Origin of the sequence: Shewanella sp. MEBiC00475 (genome assembly GCF_005234075.1) — a bacterium.
GTDB lineage: Bacteria > Pseudomonadota > Gammaproteobacteria > Enterobacterales > Shewanellaceae > Shewanella > Shewanella polaris.
On sequence record NZ_CP039928.1, the window covers coordinates 3,187,796 to 3,207,192 of the forward strand.

General features: G+C 42.6%; 12 protein-coding genes and 1 pseudogene. 5 read left to right on the plus strand and 8 right to left on the minus strand.

Annotated elements, in window-relative coordinates; genetic code table 11:
* Positions 1-180: 180 nt before the first annotated feature.
* The 3 genes from fdhF to FCN25_RS14310 all read right to left on the minus strand — a co-directional run bounded on the left by fdhF (position 181) and on the right by FCN25_RS14310 (position 6,536).
* A complete protein-coding gene (gene fdhF, locus FCN25_RS14300) occupies positions 181-4,386 on the minus strand; it encodes a formate dehydrogenase subunit alpha (RefSeq protein ID WP_137225887.1) in 4,206 nt (1,401 codons plus the stop codon).
* Between the two features lie 370 nt (positions 4,387-4,756).
* Positions 4,757-5,473: an oxidative stress defense protein gene (locus tag FCN25_RS14305; protein ID WP_137225889.1), complete on the minus strand. Its 717-nt coding sequence runs from the start codon at positions 5,471-5,473 to the stop codon at positions 4,757-4,759.
* A gap of 157 nt (positions 5,474-5,630) precedes the next feature.
* Complete coding sequence (locus tag FCN25_RS14310; RefSeq protein ID WP_137225891.1) at positions 5,631-6,536, minus strand: LysR family transcriptional regulator; 906 nt, start codon at positions 6,534-6,536, stop codon at positions 5,631-5,633.
* Positions 6,537-6,627: 91 nt separating this feature from the next.
* Here FCN25_RS14310 and FCN25_RS14315 point away from each other — a divergent pair, with 91 nt between their 5' ends.
* Positions 6,628-7,443 carry a class II aldolase/adducin family protein gene (locus FCN25_RS14315; protein ID WP_137225893.1) on the plus strand — a complete coding sequence of 272 codons (816 nt, stop codon included), beginning with the start codon at positions 6,628-6,630 and terminating at the stop codon, positions 7,441-7,443.
* Between the two features lie 153 nt (positions 7,444-7,596).
* Positions 7,597-8,478: a bile acid:sodium symporter family protein gene (locus FCN25_RS14320; RefSeq protein ID WP_137225895.1), complete on the plus strand. Its 882-nt coding sequence runs from the start codon at positions 7,597-7,599 to the stop codon at positions 8,476-8,478.
* 91 nt (positions 8,479-8,569) lie between these two features.
* On the opposite strand, the gene FCN25_RS14325 is transcribed toward FCN25_RS14320, so the two are convergent.
* A complete protein-coding gene (locus tag FCN25_RS14325; RefSeq protein WP_137225897.1) occupies positions 8,570-9,574 on the minus strand; it encodes an AraC family transcriptional regulator in 1,005 nt (334 codons plus the stop codon).
* A gap of 141 nt (positions 9,575-9,715) precedes the next feature.
* Here FCN25_RS14325 and FCN25_RS14330 point away from each other — a divergent pair, with 141 nt between their 5' ends.
* Both FCN25_RS14330 and FCN25_RS14335 read left to right on the plus strand, forming a co-directional pair.
* Positions 9,716-10,045 (plus strand): 2Fe-2S iron-sulfur cluster-binding protein, encoded by a 330-nt coding sequence (locus FCN25_RS14330; RefSeq protein WP_175405878.1) that lies wholly within the window; start codon positions 9,716-9,718, stop codon positions 10,043-10,045.
* A 10-nt stretch (positions 10,046-10,055) separates the two neighbouring features.
* On the plus strand, positions 10,056-11,213 hold the full coding sequence (locus FCN25_RS14335; RefSeq protein WP_175405879.1) for an alkane 1-monooxygenase: 1,158 nt from the start codon (positions 10,056-10,058) through the stop codon (positions 11,211-11,213).
* Positions 11,214-11,242: 29 nt separating this feature from the next.
* On the opposite strand, the gene FCN25_RS14340 is transcribed toward FCN25_RS14335, so the two are convergent.
* The 4 genes and pseudogenes from FCN25_RS14340 to FCN25_RS14355 all read right to left on the minus strand — a co-directional run bounded on the left by FCN25_RS14340 (position 11,243) and on the right by FCN25_RS14355 (position 17,793).
* A complete protein-coding gene (locus FCN25_RS14340) occupies positions 11,243-12,364 on the minus strand; it encodes a sensor domain-containing diguanylate cyclase (RefSeq protein ID WP_175405880.1) in 1,122 nt (373 codons plus the stop codon).
* A gap of 532 nt (positions 12,365-12,896) precedes the next feature.
* Positions 12,897-13,274: a DP-EP family protein gene (locus FCN25_RS14345; protein WP_175405881.1), complete on the minus strand. Its 378-nt coding sequence runs from the start codon at positions 13,272-13,274 to the stop codon at positions 12,897-12,899.
* Positions 13,275-13,294: 20 nt separating this feature from the next.
* Positions 13,295-16,603: pseudogene (locus FCN25_RS14350) on the minus strand (winged helix-turn-helix domain-containing protein).
* Between the two features lie 224 nt (positions 16,604-16,827).
* On the minus strand, positions 16,828-17,793 hold the full coding sequence (locus FCN25_RS14355) for a 2-dehydropantoate 2-reductase (RefSeq protein WP_137225905.1): 966 nt from the start codon (positions 17,791-17,793) through the stop codon (positions 16,828-16,830).
* Positions 17,794-17,935: 142 nt separating this feature from the next.
* On the opposite strand from FCN25_RS14355, the gene FCN25_RS14360 reads away from it, so the two are divergent.
* On the plus strand, positions 17,936-19,249 hold the full coding sequence (locus tag FCN25_RS14360; protein ID WP_137225907.1) for an amidohydrolase family protein: 1,314 nt from the start codon (positions 17,936-17,938) through the stop codon (positions 19,247-19,249).
* Positions 19,250-19,397 lie beyond the last annotated feature (148 nt).

A 19,397-nucleotide genomic window follows, 5' to 3' on the forward strand; every position in this document is an offset into this window, starting at 1 on the left:
CAATACTTGCTGGCCATTTTTATTTATTCAATAGTGTTATACATAACGGCTAATTGCTCGCCGATTACTCTTATCTCAGCATACTGGCTAATTGTACTTGCTAAAGCGCTTGGTCTTCATTTTCCCTAGTGTATTCCGCCCGCTAAATCATCTTAACGGGCCGACGTTGTCATTTTGCGATTAAACCACTAAACATACCGGGTGTAACTTTTCTGCTTTAACGGCACACACCTTATATTCTGGAATTTTTGCAATAGGATCCAATGCATTAATGGTCAGTTTATTGGCTGCGGCTTCGGCAAAGTGGAACGGTAAAAATAGTACGCCTACCTGAGCACGTTTAGTCACAAAGGCGGCTATTTCAATGGTTCCTCTGCGGGTGCTGAGGATTAACATATCGCCATTACTCACACCTAACTTTTCTGCATCGTAAACCGAAATCATCACTCTAGGTGAGCCTTTAATATCAAGCTCTGGGGTTTTGCGGGTCATGGTGCCAGTATGGAACTGCTCTAATAAACGACCAGTAGACAATGTTAATGGGTACTCACTATCTGGCATTTCAGCGGGTAGACGATAACTCACTGGAATCATTTTGCCTTTGCCGCGCAAAAATGTCTCGGTATGTAAAATCGGGGTGCCAGGATGGTTTTCATCAAAGCATGGCCATTGTAAACCATCTACTTTGTGTTCAAGGCGTTGCCAAGTCAGACCTTGATATTGCGGGGTGACGTGATTAATTTCATCCCAAATGTCTTTGGTGCTGTGGTAATTCCAATTTTCGCCTAGGGTGTTGGCAATCATTTGAATGATTTTCCAGTCTACAATCGCTTCACCCGGTGGTGTTAATGCTACACGTAATTGTTGCACTCGACGTTCGGTGTTAGTGAAATGACCATCTTTTTCAGCAAAGGCGGTCGCGGGTAATACCACATGGGCCATCTGCGCGGTTTCGGTTAAAAAGATATCTTGCACGACCATAAATTTTATTTTGGACAGCGCGGCGACTACATGGGCTTGATCCGGATCGCTTAACACCGGATTTTCTCCCAATATATACAAGGCATCGAGTTTGCCTTTAACAATCGCCTGCATGATTTCAGTTGCTGCTAATCCTATCTCTGAATTTAGCGATGTGTTGCCCCAAGCTTTGGCAAATTTAGCATTATTACTCGGATTGATTTTTTGGTAACCGGGATAATAATTGGGTAACGCGCCCATATCGCAAGCACCTTGAACATTGCTTTGGCCGCGAAGTGGATTCAGTCCGCCGCCATTTACGCCTATGTTGCCACACAGTAACTGTAAGTTAGAGGTGGACACTACATTGTCATAACCCGAGGTATGTTGGGTTATCCCCATGGCGTAATACAATGCGGTTTTGCTGGAGGTGCCAATCATTTTTGCCATAGTGGCAATATCTTCGGCACTCACGCCAGTTATTAGGGCTGCATTGGCTAAGCTGTAATCGGGTTTCATGACTTCTTGCTTGAGCAACTCATAGTCTTCAACACGATTATTGATGTAGTCGATATCTTGCCAATCATTGATAATTATTTGCTGCATGATGGCATTAAGTAACATGACATCTGTGCCCGGTCGATGAGAGATATAAAGGTTAGCGCTGTCTGCGATAGTGGTTTTCTTTGGGTCCGCGACAATTAAGCGTGCGCCGTGTTGGCTCACTGCGCGTTTGATATGCGAAGCAATAATAGGGTGGGCGCTGGTGGTGTCGGAGCCGATGATAAAAATCACATCTGAGTCTTTAATGCTGGGAATATCGTTAGTCATTGCGCCGCCGCCAATGGTATCGGATAAGCCTGCTACCGTTGATGAATGACACAATCTTGCGCAGTGATCTATGCTATTGGTACCCATAATGCTACGGGTGAATTTTTGCATTAAATAGTTTTCTTCATTGGTGCATTTAGCAGAAGATAATGCAGCAAATTTGCTCGGCCCAGCGGCATCTTTAATCGGTTGAAGTTGCTCGCTAATATAGCTAATGGCCTCGTTCCAACTGGCTGGTTGTAGCTGACCATTTTTACGAATTAATGGCGTTGTAAGGCGTTTAGGACTATTCAAAAAGTCAAAACCAGAGCGCCCTTTCACACACAGCATGCCTTCATTGACTAATGAGTGAGTATCACCAGTAACTCGCATAACGTGATTGGTTTGCTGGTCGACATGCAGTTCAACACGACAACCGACACCACAATATGTGCACACGGTTGAGGTTTTGGTTAACTCTCTGTCGGTGCCTTGGGTTTTATCTCGGGCATCAACCAAGGCGCCAGTAGGGCAGACTTGAACACAGTTGCCACATTGTACACAATCACTGTCATTCATCGACGCTGTGAAGCCAACACGAGGAGCATTGCGGATAATGCCTGCTGTTTTCGCATCGGGTAACGCTTGATAGCTATTGGGTTCAAAGCAGATAACATTATGGCCACTTTGTTGATGGCAGGCTTCAACGCAAGCCCCACAGCTGATGCAACGATTGGCATCAAAAGTAATAAAAGGCGCACTATTATCGACTTTAAATTTACGCGCCTGAGTTTGATTCAGTGTTTTACCGTCAACTTTATATTCGGTGGCATAGTCACGCAACTTACAATCTGTATTGGCTTGACAAGCACATTCTAAACAGCGCATGGCTTCTTTCATTGCTTCATTAGGCACAAACCCTAGCTCAACTTCGGCAAAATTAAGGGTTCGATTTAACTGGCTTAATTCAGGCATTTTTAGTCGAGGACGTTTAGCTATCTTAGGGTATAGCTCTGCAGACAACGAGGCTGTTTTGTTGGCTTTTCGTGAGTTAAATAGCCCTTGTTCTAAATGGCAGGTTAATCCTTCAGTTAATAATCCTTCAATGGCTTCTGCGGCTTTTCGACCATCTGCCACTGCACCGACTGCAGTACCAGGGCCCGTGCGTGAATCACCAATAACAAACAGCTTTTCTACACCAGCAGACATGGTTTGTTCGCAGCCAAGGAAAGTGTGCCAGCGAGAGAGGGCAAGATGGCCTGTGTCTATTTGGTTTTCTGGCTGGTCTAAAAAGTCCAAATCGACTTGTTGAGACACCGCAGGAATAACAGTATCAAACGCTTCTTCAAAGGTTTCGCCTGTCGCTTTGGGAGAGCGGCGACCTGATGCATCGGGTTCACCCAGCGTCATTTTAGCAAACGTGACGGATTTAACTCTGCCTTGGCTATCACTGTGGTTTTCAATTGGATTGGTAAGAAAGTAAAACTTAACCCCTTCCTCTTCTGCTTCATGTATTTCATAGGGTTCTGCTGGCATTTCATCGCGGCTACGGCGATAAATTAAGGTGACATCAGCACCATCGCGCACAGCGGTTCGAGCGCAATCAATCGCAGTATTACCACCACCAATGACAGCCACTTTTTTACCGGTAATGAATTTTTTATCGGTGCAGTAATCGCGTAAATAGTCCACACCTAAATAGCAGCCTGTTAAATCACTGCCAGGGTAATTCATGGGTACGGCTTTTTGCGCCCCAATTGCGAGGCAAACCGCATCATAATTGGCCACTAATTCGGTTAAATTGGTGTCACGACCCAGTGCACATCCGGTTTTGATCTTAAGTCCATTGCGGGTGAGTAGTTCAATCTCTTTATCAAGAATATCTTTAGGTAATCGATACTCTGGAATACCGTAACGTAACCAGCCGCCAGCTTTAGGGGCCGATTCCATAATCGTCACATCGTGGCCATTATTAGAGAGGTAATAACCAGTCGTTAGCCCAGCAGGGCCGCTACCGATAATCGCAATACGTTTATTGGTAGCAGGGGCTTTTGGCGGAACGTAAGATTCTAAATCCGCTAAATCTAAGTCTGCAGCATGACGTTTGAGTTGACGAATCGCCACGGGTTCATCTACCAGTCCACGGCGACACTCAGCTTCACAAAATGCTGGGCAAACACGGCCAATAGACAAGGGTAAGGGTAAGGTTTTTTTGATGACCTTTACCGCTTCTTTATAATCGCCTTTGCCAATATGATAAAGATACGTTTGCACATCAACGCCAGCTGGGCAGGCGGTTTGGCAGGGCGCTTCGCAATCGGCAAAGTGATCGCTGAGAATATTCTCAAGTGCCTCTTGACGAATTTTACTTAAATAGCTTGATTGGGTAATCACTTCTAAGCCAGTTTCTAGCGCTGTCTCGCAAGCACGAACACAGCGCAAGCTGCCATCATGGTTTTTTATTTGCACTTGGCATAAATTACAGTGCTGCTTAGCCTTACTGTGGGAAAAGTCACACAAGTTGGGAATATTAATACCGGCATCAGTGGCAGCTTTTAATAAGTTGTCAGCCAAAGGAAGCGATAGTGTTTTACCGTCGATAGTGATGTCGAACATTGCAAGGCCTTATATTTTTGATCTACTGGCTAAGTCTTCATATGTTGAAGAATGGAACGCGAATGACTTGATAAGTGCAACAGCGAAAACGGAGAATTTTATCGTGGTGTTATGTCAGCAATGCAGATTAATATTGATAACCTTGGTGTAAAATCAACAACCACGCTCTATTTTTTAAGTTTAGTTGGCGTGGCGAAATTCATATGTGACCTAGATCATTTTTGTTGTGAATAAATGAAATTTACGCACTAAGACCATAATTTTTATAAGGTTATTGTTGGTTTGGATATGTGAGTTGTGTCACGGGATATGATGTTTTTTAGAGCAAACCGACTAAACAACTCATGTTCAGCTGGCATTATTTTTACTGCTATTTTAATCTAAAAACCACTTCAACTCTGTCGCTAATCGCGACTTGGCCTTGTTGATAGGTTTGTGCCACATCGACATTCATTTTCATGCTGGCGCGATACATTTCTGGCTGATTTGCTTGCTGCGGAAAGTATCTCACCTCCCATACGCCTGCAATTTGTTCACCAAAACCTTTGGCTAAAGATTGGGCTTTTTGCTTGGCGTCATCAATCGCGGCTTGGCGAGCTTGAGCAATGATTTTAGCTTCTTGGCTCGATTTTAGTTCAATATTATTAACGTTATTAATCCCTTCAACCAAAGCGCTGTCGAGTAGCTCATTTAACCGATTTAGATCGATTACGGTAATGGTCATTTGACGACTTGCGCTATAACCCGTGAGTTTTCGTGGTTCATTTTGCACATATGTATATTGTGGGTTGAGTTGTAAATTAGCACTTTGAATGTGTTTTTTGTCGACTCCAGCCTTGAGTAAACGTTGCATAAATTGGCTGACGGCTTCGTCGGCTTTATCTTTTGCCGCTTTGGCGCTATCGGCCTTTACGGATACTTGAACATTGATGATAGCCATGTCTGCTGCGGCTTCAATGGTGCTGGTGCCCACAGTTTCAATATGAGAAAAACTGAGCTCGGCCGCTTGCACTGTCGATAAACTGCTGGTGGCGGTTAAGGTAAATAATGAGGCAGAAATGATGCTTGTGAGTAATATTTTATTCATTGATAACTCCGCGAATGGTTAACTAAATACTGTTTTCACACAGATAAAGTGGGTCTGTTATGAGTGTAAACGGTGCAAAAATAAAAAAGGGTTTTTATTTTTGATTATTTCTTACGGTTTATTTATTTTTTGTTGTCTATTAGCTACTTAAAAGAAGTTAAAACAACTGCGCAGAGATATTAAGCAATTTGTTTCTGATCCATTGGTTTACCGGATCGTCTTGGGCTTGTTGGTGCCAATACATGTGCACCGCCAGTTCTGGCACATCAAAGGGGAGTGGCGACACTACAATTGGCATGGTTTTTTGTAGCAACATGGCGTAGGTGTTTGGCATGGTCATGATTAAATCTGATTGGCAGATCACGCTGATGGCGGCAAAGTAATGCTCGCAGCGTAATGCAATATTGCGGCTAACGCCTTGATGGGCGAGTGCCATGTCTACTGTGTCGATGTTGAAGTCTTTTAAGCTGACTAATGCATGAGATGCAGCGGCATAATTGGCGAGGGTGAGCTGCTGTATAATTGGATGGTTTTGGCGGCACACTAATGAAAATCGTTCGCTGCATATCAAAGTGTTGCAAATATCTTTATGGGTTGGCATTAGTACATCGATAACGATATCTAAACTTTGCTGCGCGAGTGCTGACTCAAGTTCTGTGCGTTTAATTTGACGACTGTTTAGGGTGATATTGGGGGTGTTACTGAGTAAGTCGGGCATAAGGATAGGAAAGAACATTGACTCTAATATGTCTCTTAATCCTAGTTTTATCTCACGTTTGTGTTGCTGTATGTCAAATGTAGCGGGCTGGCTGACAGTATTATTGAGTAACAGCAGCGCTTGTTGCACGTCGGGAATCATTTTTTGACATAAGGCGGTTGGCACCATTTTACGACCATGACGGACAAATAATGGGTCGTTGAATTTGTTGCGTAATCGAGCAATAGCATGGCTCACAGCGGGTTGTGTAAGGTGTAGCTTACTCGCCGCGGCAGTAATACTGCCTTGCTGATATACAGTGCTCATAATGAGGAATAAATTCAAATCAATTTTACTATGCAGCATATTAATAGTTATCTATGATTTAGTATCATTTGAATTTATTTTAGGCTTGGTTAAATTAAAGTCAAACTAAACCAATAAAAGTAGACTCAACATGACCACCATAAATGATACTCAAACTCAGCAAATTCAAAAAATGACCATTGGCACAGATAAATATCCTATGCCTTTACCGCCAAAGTTTGATAATAAACAGCAGCAGCAACAATATGAAAAACAGCGCTTAGCTGCTGCATTTAGGGTATTTGCCCATTATCGATTTGATGAAGGGTTAGCGGGGCACATTACCTTACGTGATTGTATTGATCCTGAATCGTTTTGGGTTAATCCACTAGCGGTGCATTTTTCTAAAATTAGGGCTTCTGATTTGGTACGTGTTGACCATAAAGGCAATATTTTGGAGGGTAAGCACCCAATCAATAATGCGGCATTTGCTATCCATTCGCGTATTCACCATGCTCGCCCAGATGTCAACGCAGTGGCTCATGCCCATACTACTTATGGCCGTGCATTTTCATCATTAGGAGAGTTACTTAAACCTATTTCTCAAGATGCATGCATGTTTTATGAAAACCACAGCGTGTTTGACACTTTTACCGGCGTGGTTGCTGACTTATCTGAAGGCGACATGATTGCTGAGGCGTTACAAGGTCATGCAGCGGTGATATTGCAAAATCATGGTTTACTAACAGTGGGTAAGTCTGTTGATGCGGCTACGGCTAATTTTGTGATGTTAGACAGTTGCTGCCACAGTCAGTTATTAGCGCAGGCTGCGGGTGAACTTAAATTGATTGGCCATGAAATTGCGACTAAAACTCGCCAAATTAATGGCTCAGATTTAGTTACATGGGGTAATTTTCAGCCCTTGTATCAGGTCATGTTGGCGCAAGACAATAGCTTTTTAGATTAAACTTAATTGCAAGCCACAAGGCTTGAGCCTGAATTAACTGACTTGAACTAATTGTCGCTGGGAGAAAGGATACATATACCAATAGGCATTTATTATCCCAGCGGAGGTTAACGATACTCGCTAAACCTGTTTAGCGAGCAAGGATGCTACCCTATGACTGGTTCGATTATTACCGAAATACTGCTGCCACTTGCGCTGGCGTTTATTATGTTTGGTATGGGATTAAGTTTAACCCAATTTGATTTTTTACGTTTATGGCAAACTCCAATGCCGATTATTGGCGGCTTTATTGGCCAAATTATCGTGTTGCCCTTGCTGGCTTTTACCCTTTGTTTGTTGATGGACTTATCGCCAGCCATGTCGATAGGGTTAATGATTTTGGCTGCCTGCCCCGGTGGCACTACTTCTAATGTTGTAAGTCATCTTGCTAAGGCTAATTTGGCTTTGTCGGTGAGTTTGACTGCATTGAGTAGTATTGTGTGTGTTTTCACCGCGCCCTTTATCATTCAATTTGCGGTTAGCCATTTTAGTGATAGCTATGATATTGAAGTGTCGTTAAGCAGCATTTCATTGGGGTTATTGGTGATTACCTTGCTACCTATTCTGTTTGGCATGATTGTACGGCGTTATTATCGCGATTGGGCTGTGAAGGTTGAGGTGTATTTTAGGCGCTTTGCATTAGTGTTTTTATTGTTGATGATTACTGGGGTGGTGATTCAAGAACGTGACATTATCAGCGATGCTTTTAACGAGGTCTTTATTGCGTGCATGTTGTTAAATTTGATTGCCATGATGTTGGGGGTTATTACCGCCAAAGTATTAACATTAAGCCATAAAGATGCGCTGACATTAGCCATTGAAATCGGTTTACAAAACTCCACTATGGCGATGTTGATTTGCATCAGCTTACTGCATATGCCCAGTTATGCTGTGGTGGCTGGAGTATACAGTTTAACCATGTATTTAGGTGCTGGATTGTTAATCGCGTATGCACGTTATGCTCGAAACCCAAAACATAGAGTTCAATCTAGCTAATCGCATTCATGTTATTAATTAACGGATATTGCCCGTTAATTAATAACTTAGAAACTCAGTCACTTACGCACTCGTGTTCCTAAATCGAATGTCATTTTACTCTTTTTTGCTGACGGTATTCACTGGGTGTGGTGCCTTGCCAGCGTTTAAAAGCCCGCCGAAAGTTAGCCACATCAACATAACCTAATTGATATGCCAACAGCTTAATACTGCCACTAGATTGCGATAAGTATTGCTTCGCAATATGGTGATTCACCGACGCGACAATGTTCTTATAGCTTGTTTGTTGTTGGGTTAAATGGCGATGAAGAGTCCGTGGGGTCATATTAAAATGCGTTGCTGTATCGCTTAAGCTTGGTAGTGGCATCGGACTTTGTAGTAAATACTGATACAACTTATCGCTAAGGCTTTGCTGTAAATCAAGTTTTTTAAGTTCGTTAATACACCATTGTTTGGCTTGAATAAACGAGCTGGGATCGGCCATATCCAAGCGTTGATTTAATGATGTTTGAGTTAATATTAGCTGGGTGCTGGCTTGATTAAAATGCACTGGTACTTTGAGTAATGCAGAGTATTGTTGCCAATAGGCTGGTGCTGCAAACCCCAAATTAACCTGGCATATTGCAGACGACAACGGGGTAATTTGTTGCAACAAGTTGGCAATGGTGACTAGCAAAGCATCCATAAACGGCTGTTGAATCTCGCCCAATGGTTGTATCGCTTGCAGTGTGATAACCATACTGCTGGCGGTTTCGTGGGTATTAACATTAACCAATGGTGTGCGTGTATTGATAAATTGCTTCAATGTATCAATGGCTTGCTTTAGGGTACTACTATTAAGGATAGCAAACCCCATCATGCCATGGGTATTAATACCTATTCGGCTACCGACATGCAAACCTAAGTCTGGCCGTGCCGATAGATGAATTGCAGACGTTATCAGTCGTTGATAGTCATCAAAACTCACTTGAAAGTGCGGGTCTTGAAGTTGTTCAAGTTTAAGGCCGTTATCGGCTAACCATATATCGACATTACATTCCCACTGGTGCAGTTGTTGATACACTTGGTTTAAGTAAAATATAGGTAGTTGCTGCATGGCAATCTTATTAATGGCTTTGATTTAGTTTTAACGTATTTTGCTGTGCTTGTCTATTAATGACCCCTTTATGTCAATTCTTCCCTCTTTGTTATATTTCTTGTTGGCGTACAGTAAACCTTTAATCACAAAGGAATGCGTATGCTGTCTATGTTTACTGCCAAACCGGTTAGCTTAACCATTAATGATGAAATAGTGATAGCGCAAACCAGCGTTAAACACTCTATTTTAACCGCCGCGTTGGCAGCCAATATTGCCTTTCCGCATCATTGCCGAGTAGGCAGTTGCGGTGCTTGTCGATGCAAGTTGGTTGCGGGCGAAGTTAAGCAATTAACCGACAGTGCATATGTTTTATCGGCTGATGCCATCGCTCAAGGAATGATTTTGGCCTGTCAGAGTCTGCCAAAAACAGATATCAACATTCAGTTGAATTTACACCAACGTCCTTTAGCTGACGAACCGCAAGAATAAGGACATGGTCATGTTTAAATACCTTAAATTTATGTCGTTTCATCTTATGGCTGTGATCGCTATTACCAGTATCACTTTGGGTGGAACCTATATCAGTATTGGCTTTGCTATTTGGGTTACGGTGTATTTGGGCGGTGACATCGTGTTTGGTAATGATACAGAGACGCCACAATATCGCTATCCGGCATTGCTTACGTGGCAATTATGGTTGGCACTGCCATTGACCGTGATATTGATATTTGTGTGTTGCTGGCAATTTGCCAGCCAAGATATTGGCCAATATGGCGCATGGGTCAGTAGTTTAACGGGGTATGATGCTCTGTCTGCGAGGCAAAACACTAGCGTTATTCAATATGGCGTGATGGTGATTTATTTGGGCTTAGTGGTTGGCGTTATGGCGACGATTACAGGCCATGAGCTAACGCATCGTACTTGGGAACCGGTGTCATTATTGATTGGACGTTGGTTATTGGCCTTTAGTTTTGATGCTAACTTTGCCATTGAACATGTGTATGGTCACCATAAATACGTCAGTACCCTAAACGACCCAGCTACCGCTCCCCGTGGTCGTGGTGTTTATGCACACATTATTATTTCGACCATTAAGGGCAATATTAGTGCGTGGCACATTGAGCAGCAAAGACTTATGCGTAAACAGTTAGCAGTGTGGAGTTGGCACAATAAAGCGTTACGAGGTTACGCTATGAGTGTCGCGATTATGGTGTGGGTATTTTGGCTTGCGGGTTGGCAGGGGTTAAGCTTTTTTGTATTAATGGCGTTATGGGCTAAAGCGACTTTAGAGATAGTCAATTACATGGAACATTATGGCTTGGTTCGTGAACTTAACTCGCCAGTAAAACCACATCACTCTTGGAATACCAATAAGCGAGTAAGCTCGTGGGCAATGTTTAACTTAACTCGACATTCACATCACCATGCCCAAGGACAGTTGCCATATCATCAATTATCACCTTATCCCGATGCACCGCAAATGATTGGAGGATACCTTAGCACCTTTGTATTAACCCTCATTCCGCCTTTGTGGCATAGACTTATGTTGCCCAAATTACAACATTGGGATGCACATTTTGCCACGCCAGCTGAGTATCATATGGCCCAGCAGGCTAATCGAAAAAGTGGTATAGCAGCTTACCAAGCGTGTGCTTAATTCTTTGTCTGGTGACTGTTTATTCGCTATTAGCTACTCATATTGATGCGGTTACGGCCTGTTGATTTGGCGCGGTAAAGTGCGGTGTCTGCGGCGCAAACCAGTGCGGTGGGCGTGCGGTATTGGCCACTGCGTTCACAGGCTATGCCTTGGCTAACACTAATTTTTGTTTGCGCAGGTAAACCTATGTCGGTAAAGGTTAATTGATTAATACGACGTTGAATATTTTTAGCAATATAATCAGCTGTTAACGGGTTGCTGTTAGGTAAAATAATCACAAACTCTTCGCCACCATAACGGGCTGCCATCGCATTGTTAGAGGGGAGCACCTCTGCCAGTACTTGAGCAATTTTTTGCAAACATTTATCACCGTTAACATGACCAAACTGATCGTTAAATATTTTAAAGTAATCGACATCGATAATGATTAAACACAACGGTTGGTCGTGGTTAATGCTGTCGTTCCAATTGGTTTGCAGGGCATCATCAAAAGCGTGACGGTTGGCAAGGCCGGTTAATTTATCGGTATGAGCTAAATGGCGCAGTTTGTTGTATTCAGCTTTATGCGAAGTCAGGTTATGCATAATGCCAATAAATAATGGCTCCGACCCTATCTGTATTGACGGTAAACATGACAATGATAAATCTGCTTCGAGCAAGGTGCTGTCGGCGCGGTTAATGATAATTTCTTTAGGACCATGATTAAACTGAGTCACTTTACTGGCTTCATCGCTGGCACTGTTCCACAAGGTAAATAAAGATTGATACTCATCTTTAAAAGGACTTTGTAGATAATCGGTCCAGGTTTGACCGATTAGCATTTCGGCAGGGGCACCGAATAATTTAGCGCCTAACGGATTAATCATCTCAATAACGCCAGCGGAGTTAATCACAAAAATCGCTTCTGAAATAGCCGTGATCACATTGAGTAAGGTGCTAATTTGTAAGTTATCTGCTACTGCTATTTTGCCGTTGTGGCTTGCTGAAGTGGCATCAAAAGCGACATCCGTAAATGATGAGTCGGATAGGATTTCATCATCAAGACGCAATGGTATTTTTATCGCACGGGGATATTTAGCAAATGAGTCTGTTAATTTAGTCACACGAGAAATCGTGGCATTGAGTTCAGTTAATTTATCATTGGTAAACATGGTTCATTCCCTTAAGCGTTTGGTATTGGTAACCCTTTGTTGATGTCAAACACTCTATTAGGAATAAGGCTTATTTACCTTTCGGTAATCTTCTGGTTTTAACCTATTGATTTAATTCTATTTAAATTTTACGTTTATTGTGTGAATTTGTTGTTATTGAGTTGGATCTATTGCATGTACCTTGGAGACAAGCTGATTTTGTTGCTGGGTTTTAGGATTTGTCTCACTAAAATCGATAGTGTTCTTAGTTTAAATAGCCTTTTTTGCGGCTATATTTGATTGCATCTTTGACAGATAGTAAGCCGTTACTGGGAGGTAGCGATACCGTTATTTGGCAGGTATTTACTCGTTGGTCTATTGAAAAATAATTGGTTTTTGAGTTCGGTTAACGGGTAAAAGGTAAGTCCAACCTCGGGTTATGTTACTGGATAACACCAGCCGTTTTAGCAATGGTTATGTTATTGATTAATGTTGCTCTGTGGTTCAGCATAAAAGCTCAGGGCAAGCCTGAGCTTTTATCATTTTTATTTTTTTAATTTTCTGGGTGATTGACAAATTCAGGATCTGGGCTGAGCACCTGCAAGGTATTGGCGCTGTTTGACAACACAAACTGAAAACTGGTATTGCCTGCTACTTCATCTAAATCGGTTAAGTGTATCAAGCTGCCATTGTTGCAGATGCTAACGGCATCAATAATGTTATCAAAAGGCGTGGTAAAGGCGGCGCCGACAAATTTAAGCCCTTTACCAGTTTGGTCATTTAATTGATAGGTGATGGTGCAATGTTGGCTAATAGTGACATTGCCGCTTTTAGGAGTGCCGTCTTGATTGGTGTAGCTGAAAAAGGGCTCGCCGTTTTCTAGGGTGACGGTGAGAATAAAAAATGTTGTCGTGTTTTGAGTATTTGACATTATATTTTCCATTTTGTGGGTTAGAGGTTAGGGTTTTTCGCTTTAGGGTTAAACCTAAAATCGGTTATGGCGGAACTTTCTAGCAGTTGAACTAAATCTGGGTGTTGGTCGAGTTAGCCAAGGCAATCGAGGGCTCTGGCATAAGGAATGGTAAATTGAGGATTATTATTTTTTTCAACAATCGCTGCCATTTGACTTTTTGTTTGCTGACACAGAGGGGCTATTTGCAGTGGCTGGCCTAAGGATGTCAGTAATGACGCGGCTAGCATATTGCTTTGGGCTAAACCTGCAGAATAAACTGTGTTTTGATTAAACTCAGTGTTTTTTTTGCTAAAAAAGGCCATTGCTTGTTTTACATAAACAAGGCTTTCTGAAAGCCGTCCTTGTGAGGCTAAATAATTTGCTGCAGCCAGTTGGTAAGTTGCCCATAACTCATTTTTTTTGTTGGAGGTTTGTAAGTTTGCATCTTCAGTAAACATGGATGCTAATGAGTCAATACTGTAGCTCGCTTTGTGTTCAATAGGTTCAAGACTAAAAGCTAACATCTTCAGGTAATCATAGTATTGATGGGTTTTCCAAACTTCATTTTCAGGATCTTGTTTAAGGGCATTAGTTATAGCAATGAGACCAAGTTGGGCTTTATTAAAGGCGTGTGGAACTTCACTTTGATAACTTAATAAAATGGCCATCTGTTGGTAGCTACTGGACAGTCGTTCAAGTAAATAAGCTTGTTTTGCGAGTGTTTTATTGGTCAACTGTTGTTGAATTTGTTGGTGTATTTTTATTGCCGTTTTAATGTCACCTTGAGCGGTGGCGGCGCTAGCAATCCATGATTGTGCATTGGCCACATCAGCAATCATTTTGCTATTACTTGGGTCTTGAACTAGTGCTTTTTGTTTTAACTGTAATGATTGCTCAAATGCCTCACGGGCAGCGGTAAAGTCTTGCTGCTTCATGTATATCGAGCCTAGGGAGTTGTGGGCATAGGACAACTCCATAAGGGCATCGTTATCGTTTGGCGCGTATTGATACATGGCTTGGCTGTATTCAAGATAACGCTCCAACCAAGGCTATGTTGCAGCCCAATCACTTTTATCGTATTTAAGCTGGCCAAGCCAAAAAGCATTGGCTCCTAGGGTTTTAAGTAAACTGAGGTTTTTCGGTTGTATTTCGAGTAACGGCAGCATGCGATCGCGTGCGGCGATTAAGGCGCTGTGGGCTTCGTCGGTATTGCCGCGCGAATAGGCCACTTCGCCCATGGCCTCTAAGGTTTGGCTGTGTTGGAAACGGGCTTCAAAGCTTAAATAGCTGGCATCGTCGGCGGAAACGTCACTGAAATATTCTAATGCTTTATTACTGATACCATCGAGCAAGTCCATGCGGCCAATACCGCGCATTTTGTCGGCGAATTCACCGACCATAAAACCGAGTAAGTTTTCTGCCGCTAGGCGTTTTTGTTGTGCTTGGTTTTCGGCCTCAATACTGCGAACACTCATGGCGACAGAAATCAATGTCAGTGCCACAAGGGCTAGCATGACTGCGCGGCGGCGCCAGCGTCCGATGTTGGCTTGTTTGCTAGACGCTTGAATGAGGGCGATCTCTTGAGGCTCTAGGTTAAACAATTGGTTATTGAGCAATGTGCTTGCTTCTGCCAATGGTTTACCTTCTGCCAGTAAATAAGCACTACTTTTTGACTCCGCTAGCCAGCGGTTGGATTGATGCTGTAAACGGCTTTTAATCGCTAAACTGTCCTTGTGCTCGGTTATCCATTGGGTCGCGCGGGGCCAGCGCCTTAATAGCGCTTCGTGGGCAATACTAAAGCAGGCTTGATCTTGTTGCAGATGCGAAACAAACAAACGGTTATCAACCATGGCTTTGACGAGGTTTATTTCGGCATCACTACTGAGATCGCTCCAGCGGGCAGTGCTGCTAGTGATCGATTTTTCATCTTCGGTTAGGGTGACTAACATCGACAGTATTTTAGGTAGTGCGGCGCGTTCGCTGTTGTTTAATTGGTTGAGCACTTCTTCGGCATTTTTACCGATGGCGCCTTCTATCCCCCCAAGTGAATGGTATACCGACACCAATAATTGGTTGTTGTCATCTTTGTTTAAATACAGTGATTGCAAGGTGTATTGCAACATGGGCAGAGCATCGGGATTTGAGGCGGCTTCACTGCAAAGTATTTCGTCCAACGGCATTGCCGTATCGGGATCGAGTGTCCATGTGAGGTTAGCTGCATTGGCTGGCAAGCGGATCATTTGCATCAGCTCTGATCGGGTTGGCGCGGATAAATCGAAATGTGAGCCATTGGCTTTGCCTGCCATTAAGCTTGGGTGGCTAACAACCTGAGGATAAAAGTCATTGCGGCAAGCACTAATAATTAATACTACCCCTGAAACCGCAAGCGTTTCGAGGATATCTAATACATTGTTGCGTTCGGATTCGGTAAATAATGGCGACGCTAATAAGATTTCTAAACGGTCGATAAACAATGAAAAATGGGGCCGACTGTATTTTGGGGCATTGTCATCATTGATTGATGAGTATTTGGCTAAAGCTAGCTGACAATATTCAATAACGGCATTGATGTCGTTTTGCAGTTTGTTTGCCAACATATCGGCACTGCAGTCGGTAAACACTGCTTGGTCATTGATTTCCCAGTCGAGCATCGCACTGGCGATATCGATAATTAACCTGCTTTTAGTGACATCGGCTAAATCTAGGTTGGCATTATCAATAACACCAACCCCGTTAAAGCCATTTTTTGACATCAAATTAGGCATGATACCAGCATTAATTAACGATGATTTACCTGTACCGCTGGGGCCGAGAATTAAGCAAAAGGCTCGGCCAAAATCAACTTGTTTAGTAATGCGATTTAATAAGGTGTTAACTTGCTCACTTCGGCCAAAAAATACGTTGGAGTCGTTGGTGTTAAATGCGCGTAAACCTGGAAACGGTGAGGCGCCTTGCCATTGTTGGGTAGTGACTTTAGCATGATGACCAACAGGGTATTCAACACTGGCGATGGTGCGATAACCGCGTTTGCGGATGGTTTCTATGTATTGAGGATTAGATGCTTGATCGCCTAATGCTTTACGCAGTTGGGTAATCACTTTATGCAGCGGATTATCACCAATGGCGATGCTATTCCAGCAGTGGTTAATAATATCGTCTGCTGCTAGCACTTCCCCTTGGTGTTGGCATAGTAAACATAATACATCCATGGCTTTGGGTTCAAGACTGCGAATAACATCGCCAGACTGAACGCTATTGCTTTGCGGGTTAATTTGCCAATCGCCAAAAAAGAAAGTGCTATCGTTCATCTTGATTCATGTCCATGCGTTAATCGCGTTAAGTTTGGCTAAATATAGATGACACTTTGATGATTTTATCCAGATCTAAGCTAACTTCTGGTGGGGTTATCATAGGTCATCGTCTTTTTAGCACCTTTTATTATTGGGTGCGATTACGTCAGTTGTATTTTTGTTATAAAATTGTACCGTATAATTACATTTGTCTCGACTACTATATCGCGTACAGCATCTGGTTAATGTTGTTGTTCTAATTGTTTTATTTGCTCTACTATCGACTGATTGACCGGCGTTTTTATTCCGTATTTTTTACCGATGCTGACCACCGCACCATTGATGTAATCGACTTCTGTTTTTCGTTTTGTTTGAATGTCTTCCCACATCGACGATCGTGCTTTGGGATCGATGTCGAGCATCTGTTTAGCTAACACATTAAATAGTACATTTGGCAGCGATAAAATGGTGGGTAACCAAGTGGGTTTGACCTTAGTGTATTGGTGTAATTGGATGTCGGCCGCCTCGCACACCGCTAACCATTCTTTCATTGCTTTGGCCAACATTCGGCGATTTTTGTAATGACTTAATTGCTGTTTAATTGGTAAGTCGGTGACAGCATTTAAGGCGTTATTGAGATTTAATAATAATTTACCGTAAATCATGGGGGTAAAGTCTGCTTCAATGTCGCAACCAAATCCGTGGCTAACGAGTGCAGATTGAATTGCGATGGTATGAGGGTTTGCTTGTAAGGTAAACACACCCTCTGTGCCTTTGTGAAACACAGCATTGGGCAGTTGTAGCACATTAAACGGCGTGATCCCTTGGAGTAAGCTGTAATGATCGAGTGAGTCTTTAATGCTGTCAAAACTGCCTAAGCCATTTTGCATAAATACTATGCTGCTGTTGTCATGAGTAATCGCCATTAACTGATTGGCAATAGTGCTGACTTGATGACATTTTAAGGTGACAAATACCAGATCAAATTTGCCATTGATTGACGACTCTTTGTTGATATCAGTGATCAACGCTTGCGGCATAATGGTTTGTTTAAAGCCGTTATAATCGGTCATGGTAATGCCGTTATTAGCGATAATTTTCAGCTTAATCGCTTGACGACAAATTAAACTGACCTGTAACCCTGAGAGACATAACTGACCTGCTAAATAACAGCCTGTTGAACCCGCGCCAAAAATTGCAATATCCATTTTATATTCATTCACTGTTTGTTTATGACGAATCGATTTTCTAATCGTTATGTAACACGATATTTTACTTGCTTGTAACATAACAGTATTTTTGGCAGTGTAGAAAACTTAACCAATTAAAATTAAAAAAAAGAGAGTTTCTATGAATAAAAATGCTATTAGCACTCTAGCCTTGGTAGTGTTTGGGCTAACTATGGCATCGGCCGTCGCTGAAGCGGCGGACATTAATGTTATTTATGCTGGCACATTACTAACCACGCCAGGCGAATCTCCTTTAACTCAGCAAACTGTGGTGATAACGGATGGGGTAATTACTTCTATCACTTCAGGCTATCAGTCAGCGCCAGTGGCGAACGAGAATGACAATGTTGAAATTATTGATTTAAAAAACAACTTTGTTATGCCTGGAATGATGGACATGCATGTGCACTTACAAGGAGAGCTAGGGCCGAATAATGATAGCGAGGCTTTGCGAATGTCGGATGCTGATGTGGCAATGCGCAGTGCTTATTTTGCTAAAAAGACCTTGTTAGCAGGTTTTACTACCGTTCGGGATTTAGGGGCTAAACCAGAACAAATATATGCGCTACGCGATGGGATTAATAAAGGTTGGGTTGATGGCCCCAGAATAATTGCATCTGGCGGCGTGTCGGTAACCGGAGGCCATGGCGATGTTGATGGTATGAGCCCAGATTTGCTTGACAAGTTTACCTCTAAAACGATTTGTGATGGGCCTTATGATTGTCGCCGTGCAACTCGTCGCGCGATTAAGTTTGGTGCCGATGTGATTAAGATTACTTCTACTGGCGGTGTGTTATCTGACACTAATACTGGTACTGGCCAACAAATGGATGATGATGAACTTAAAGAGGTTATTGATACTGCGCATGCATTAGGTCGCAAAGTAGCTAGTCATGCCCATGCAGCCCAAGGGATTAATGCGGCGTTGCGTGCTGGCGTCGACAGTATTGAGCATGGCAGTTACGCCGATAAAGAAAGTATAAAATTAATGAAAAAAAGTGGCGCGTTTTTAGTGCCAACATTGTTGGCCGGTGACACAGTAGTGAAAATGGCCAATGCGGCAGGGGGCAACTTTATGTCTCCTGCGATTAAAGCCAAAGCGATTCGTGTTGGTGGCGACATGATGAAAAACTTTAGTGCGGCTTATAAAGCTGGGGTTAACATTGCTTATGGTACCGACAGTGGGGTGTCACATCATGGTGACAATGCCCAAGAAGCAGTATTGATGAGCAAGGCTGGCATGAGTAATGAGGATATTTTAATCAGTACAACTATTAACTCTGCAAAACTGATTGATATGTCAGATAAACTTGGCACGCTGCAGATTGGAAAATTTGCCGACATCATCGCGACACATAACAGTCCGCTTGAGCAAATTGAAGCGTTATTAGATGTGTCATTTGTGATGAAGAACGGCGTTATTTATAAGCGTTAATATTATTTATTATTGTAGGCCAGTTGTATCGACAATAACTAACCTCAACGATTAAATGAGTTGGGTTAATTGAGTTGAAGATAATTAGCAAAACAGCAGACAGTTTATTATCTGGAGCTAAGGTTAAATTGATTTTAGCTCCAATATT

Bases quoted from the DNA above. Each gene is read 5' to 3' on its own strand.
- FCN25_RS14305 (WP_137225889.1), bottom strand. From the start codon at position 5,473: ATGAATAAAATATTACTCACAAGCATCATTTCTGCCTCATTATTTACC.
- FCN25_RS14335 (WP_175405879.1), top strand. From the start codon at position 10,056: ATGTTTAAATACCTTAAATTTATGTCGTTTCATCTTATGGCTGTGATC.
- FCN25_RS14320 (WP_137225895.1), top strand. From the start codon at position 7,597: ATGACTGGTTCGATTATTACCGAAATACTGCTGCCACTTGCGCTGGCG.
- FCN25_RS14360 (WP_137225907.1), top strand. From the start codon at position 17,936: ATGAATAAAAATGCTATTAGCACTCTAGCCTTGGTAGTGTTTGGGCTA.
- FCN25_RS14310 (WP_137225891.1), bottom strand. From the start codon at position 6,536: ATGCTGCATAGTAAAATTGATTTGAATTTATTCCTCATTATGAGCACT.
- FCN25_RS14315 (WP_137225893.1), top strand. From the start codon at position 6,628: ATGACCACCATAAATGATACTCAAACTCAGCAAATTCAAAAAATGACC.
- fdhF (WP_137225887.1), bottom strand. From the start codon at position 4,386: ATGTTCGACATCACTATCGACGGTAAAACACTATCGCTTCCTTTGGCT.
- FCN25_RS14345 (WP_175405881.1), bottom strand. From the start codon at position 13,274: ATGTCAAATACTCAAAACACGACAACATTTTTTATTCTCACCGTCACC.
- FCN25_RS14325 (WP_137225897.1), bottom strand. From the start codon at position 9,574: ATGCAGCAACTACCTATATTTTACTTAAACCAAGTGTATCAACAACTG.
- FCN25_RS14340 (WP_175405880.1), bottom strand. From the start codon at position 12,364: ATGTTTACCAATGATAAATTAACTGAACTCAATGCCACGATTTCTCGT.
- FCN25_RS14355 (WP_137225905.1), bottom strand. From the start codon at position 17,793: ATGGATATTGCAATTTTTGGCGCGGGTTCAACAGGCTGTTATTTAGCA.
- FCN25_RS14330 (WP_175405878.1), top strand. From the start codon at position 9,716: ATGCTGTCTATGTTTACTGCCAAACCGGTTAGCTTAACCATTAATGAT.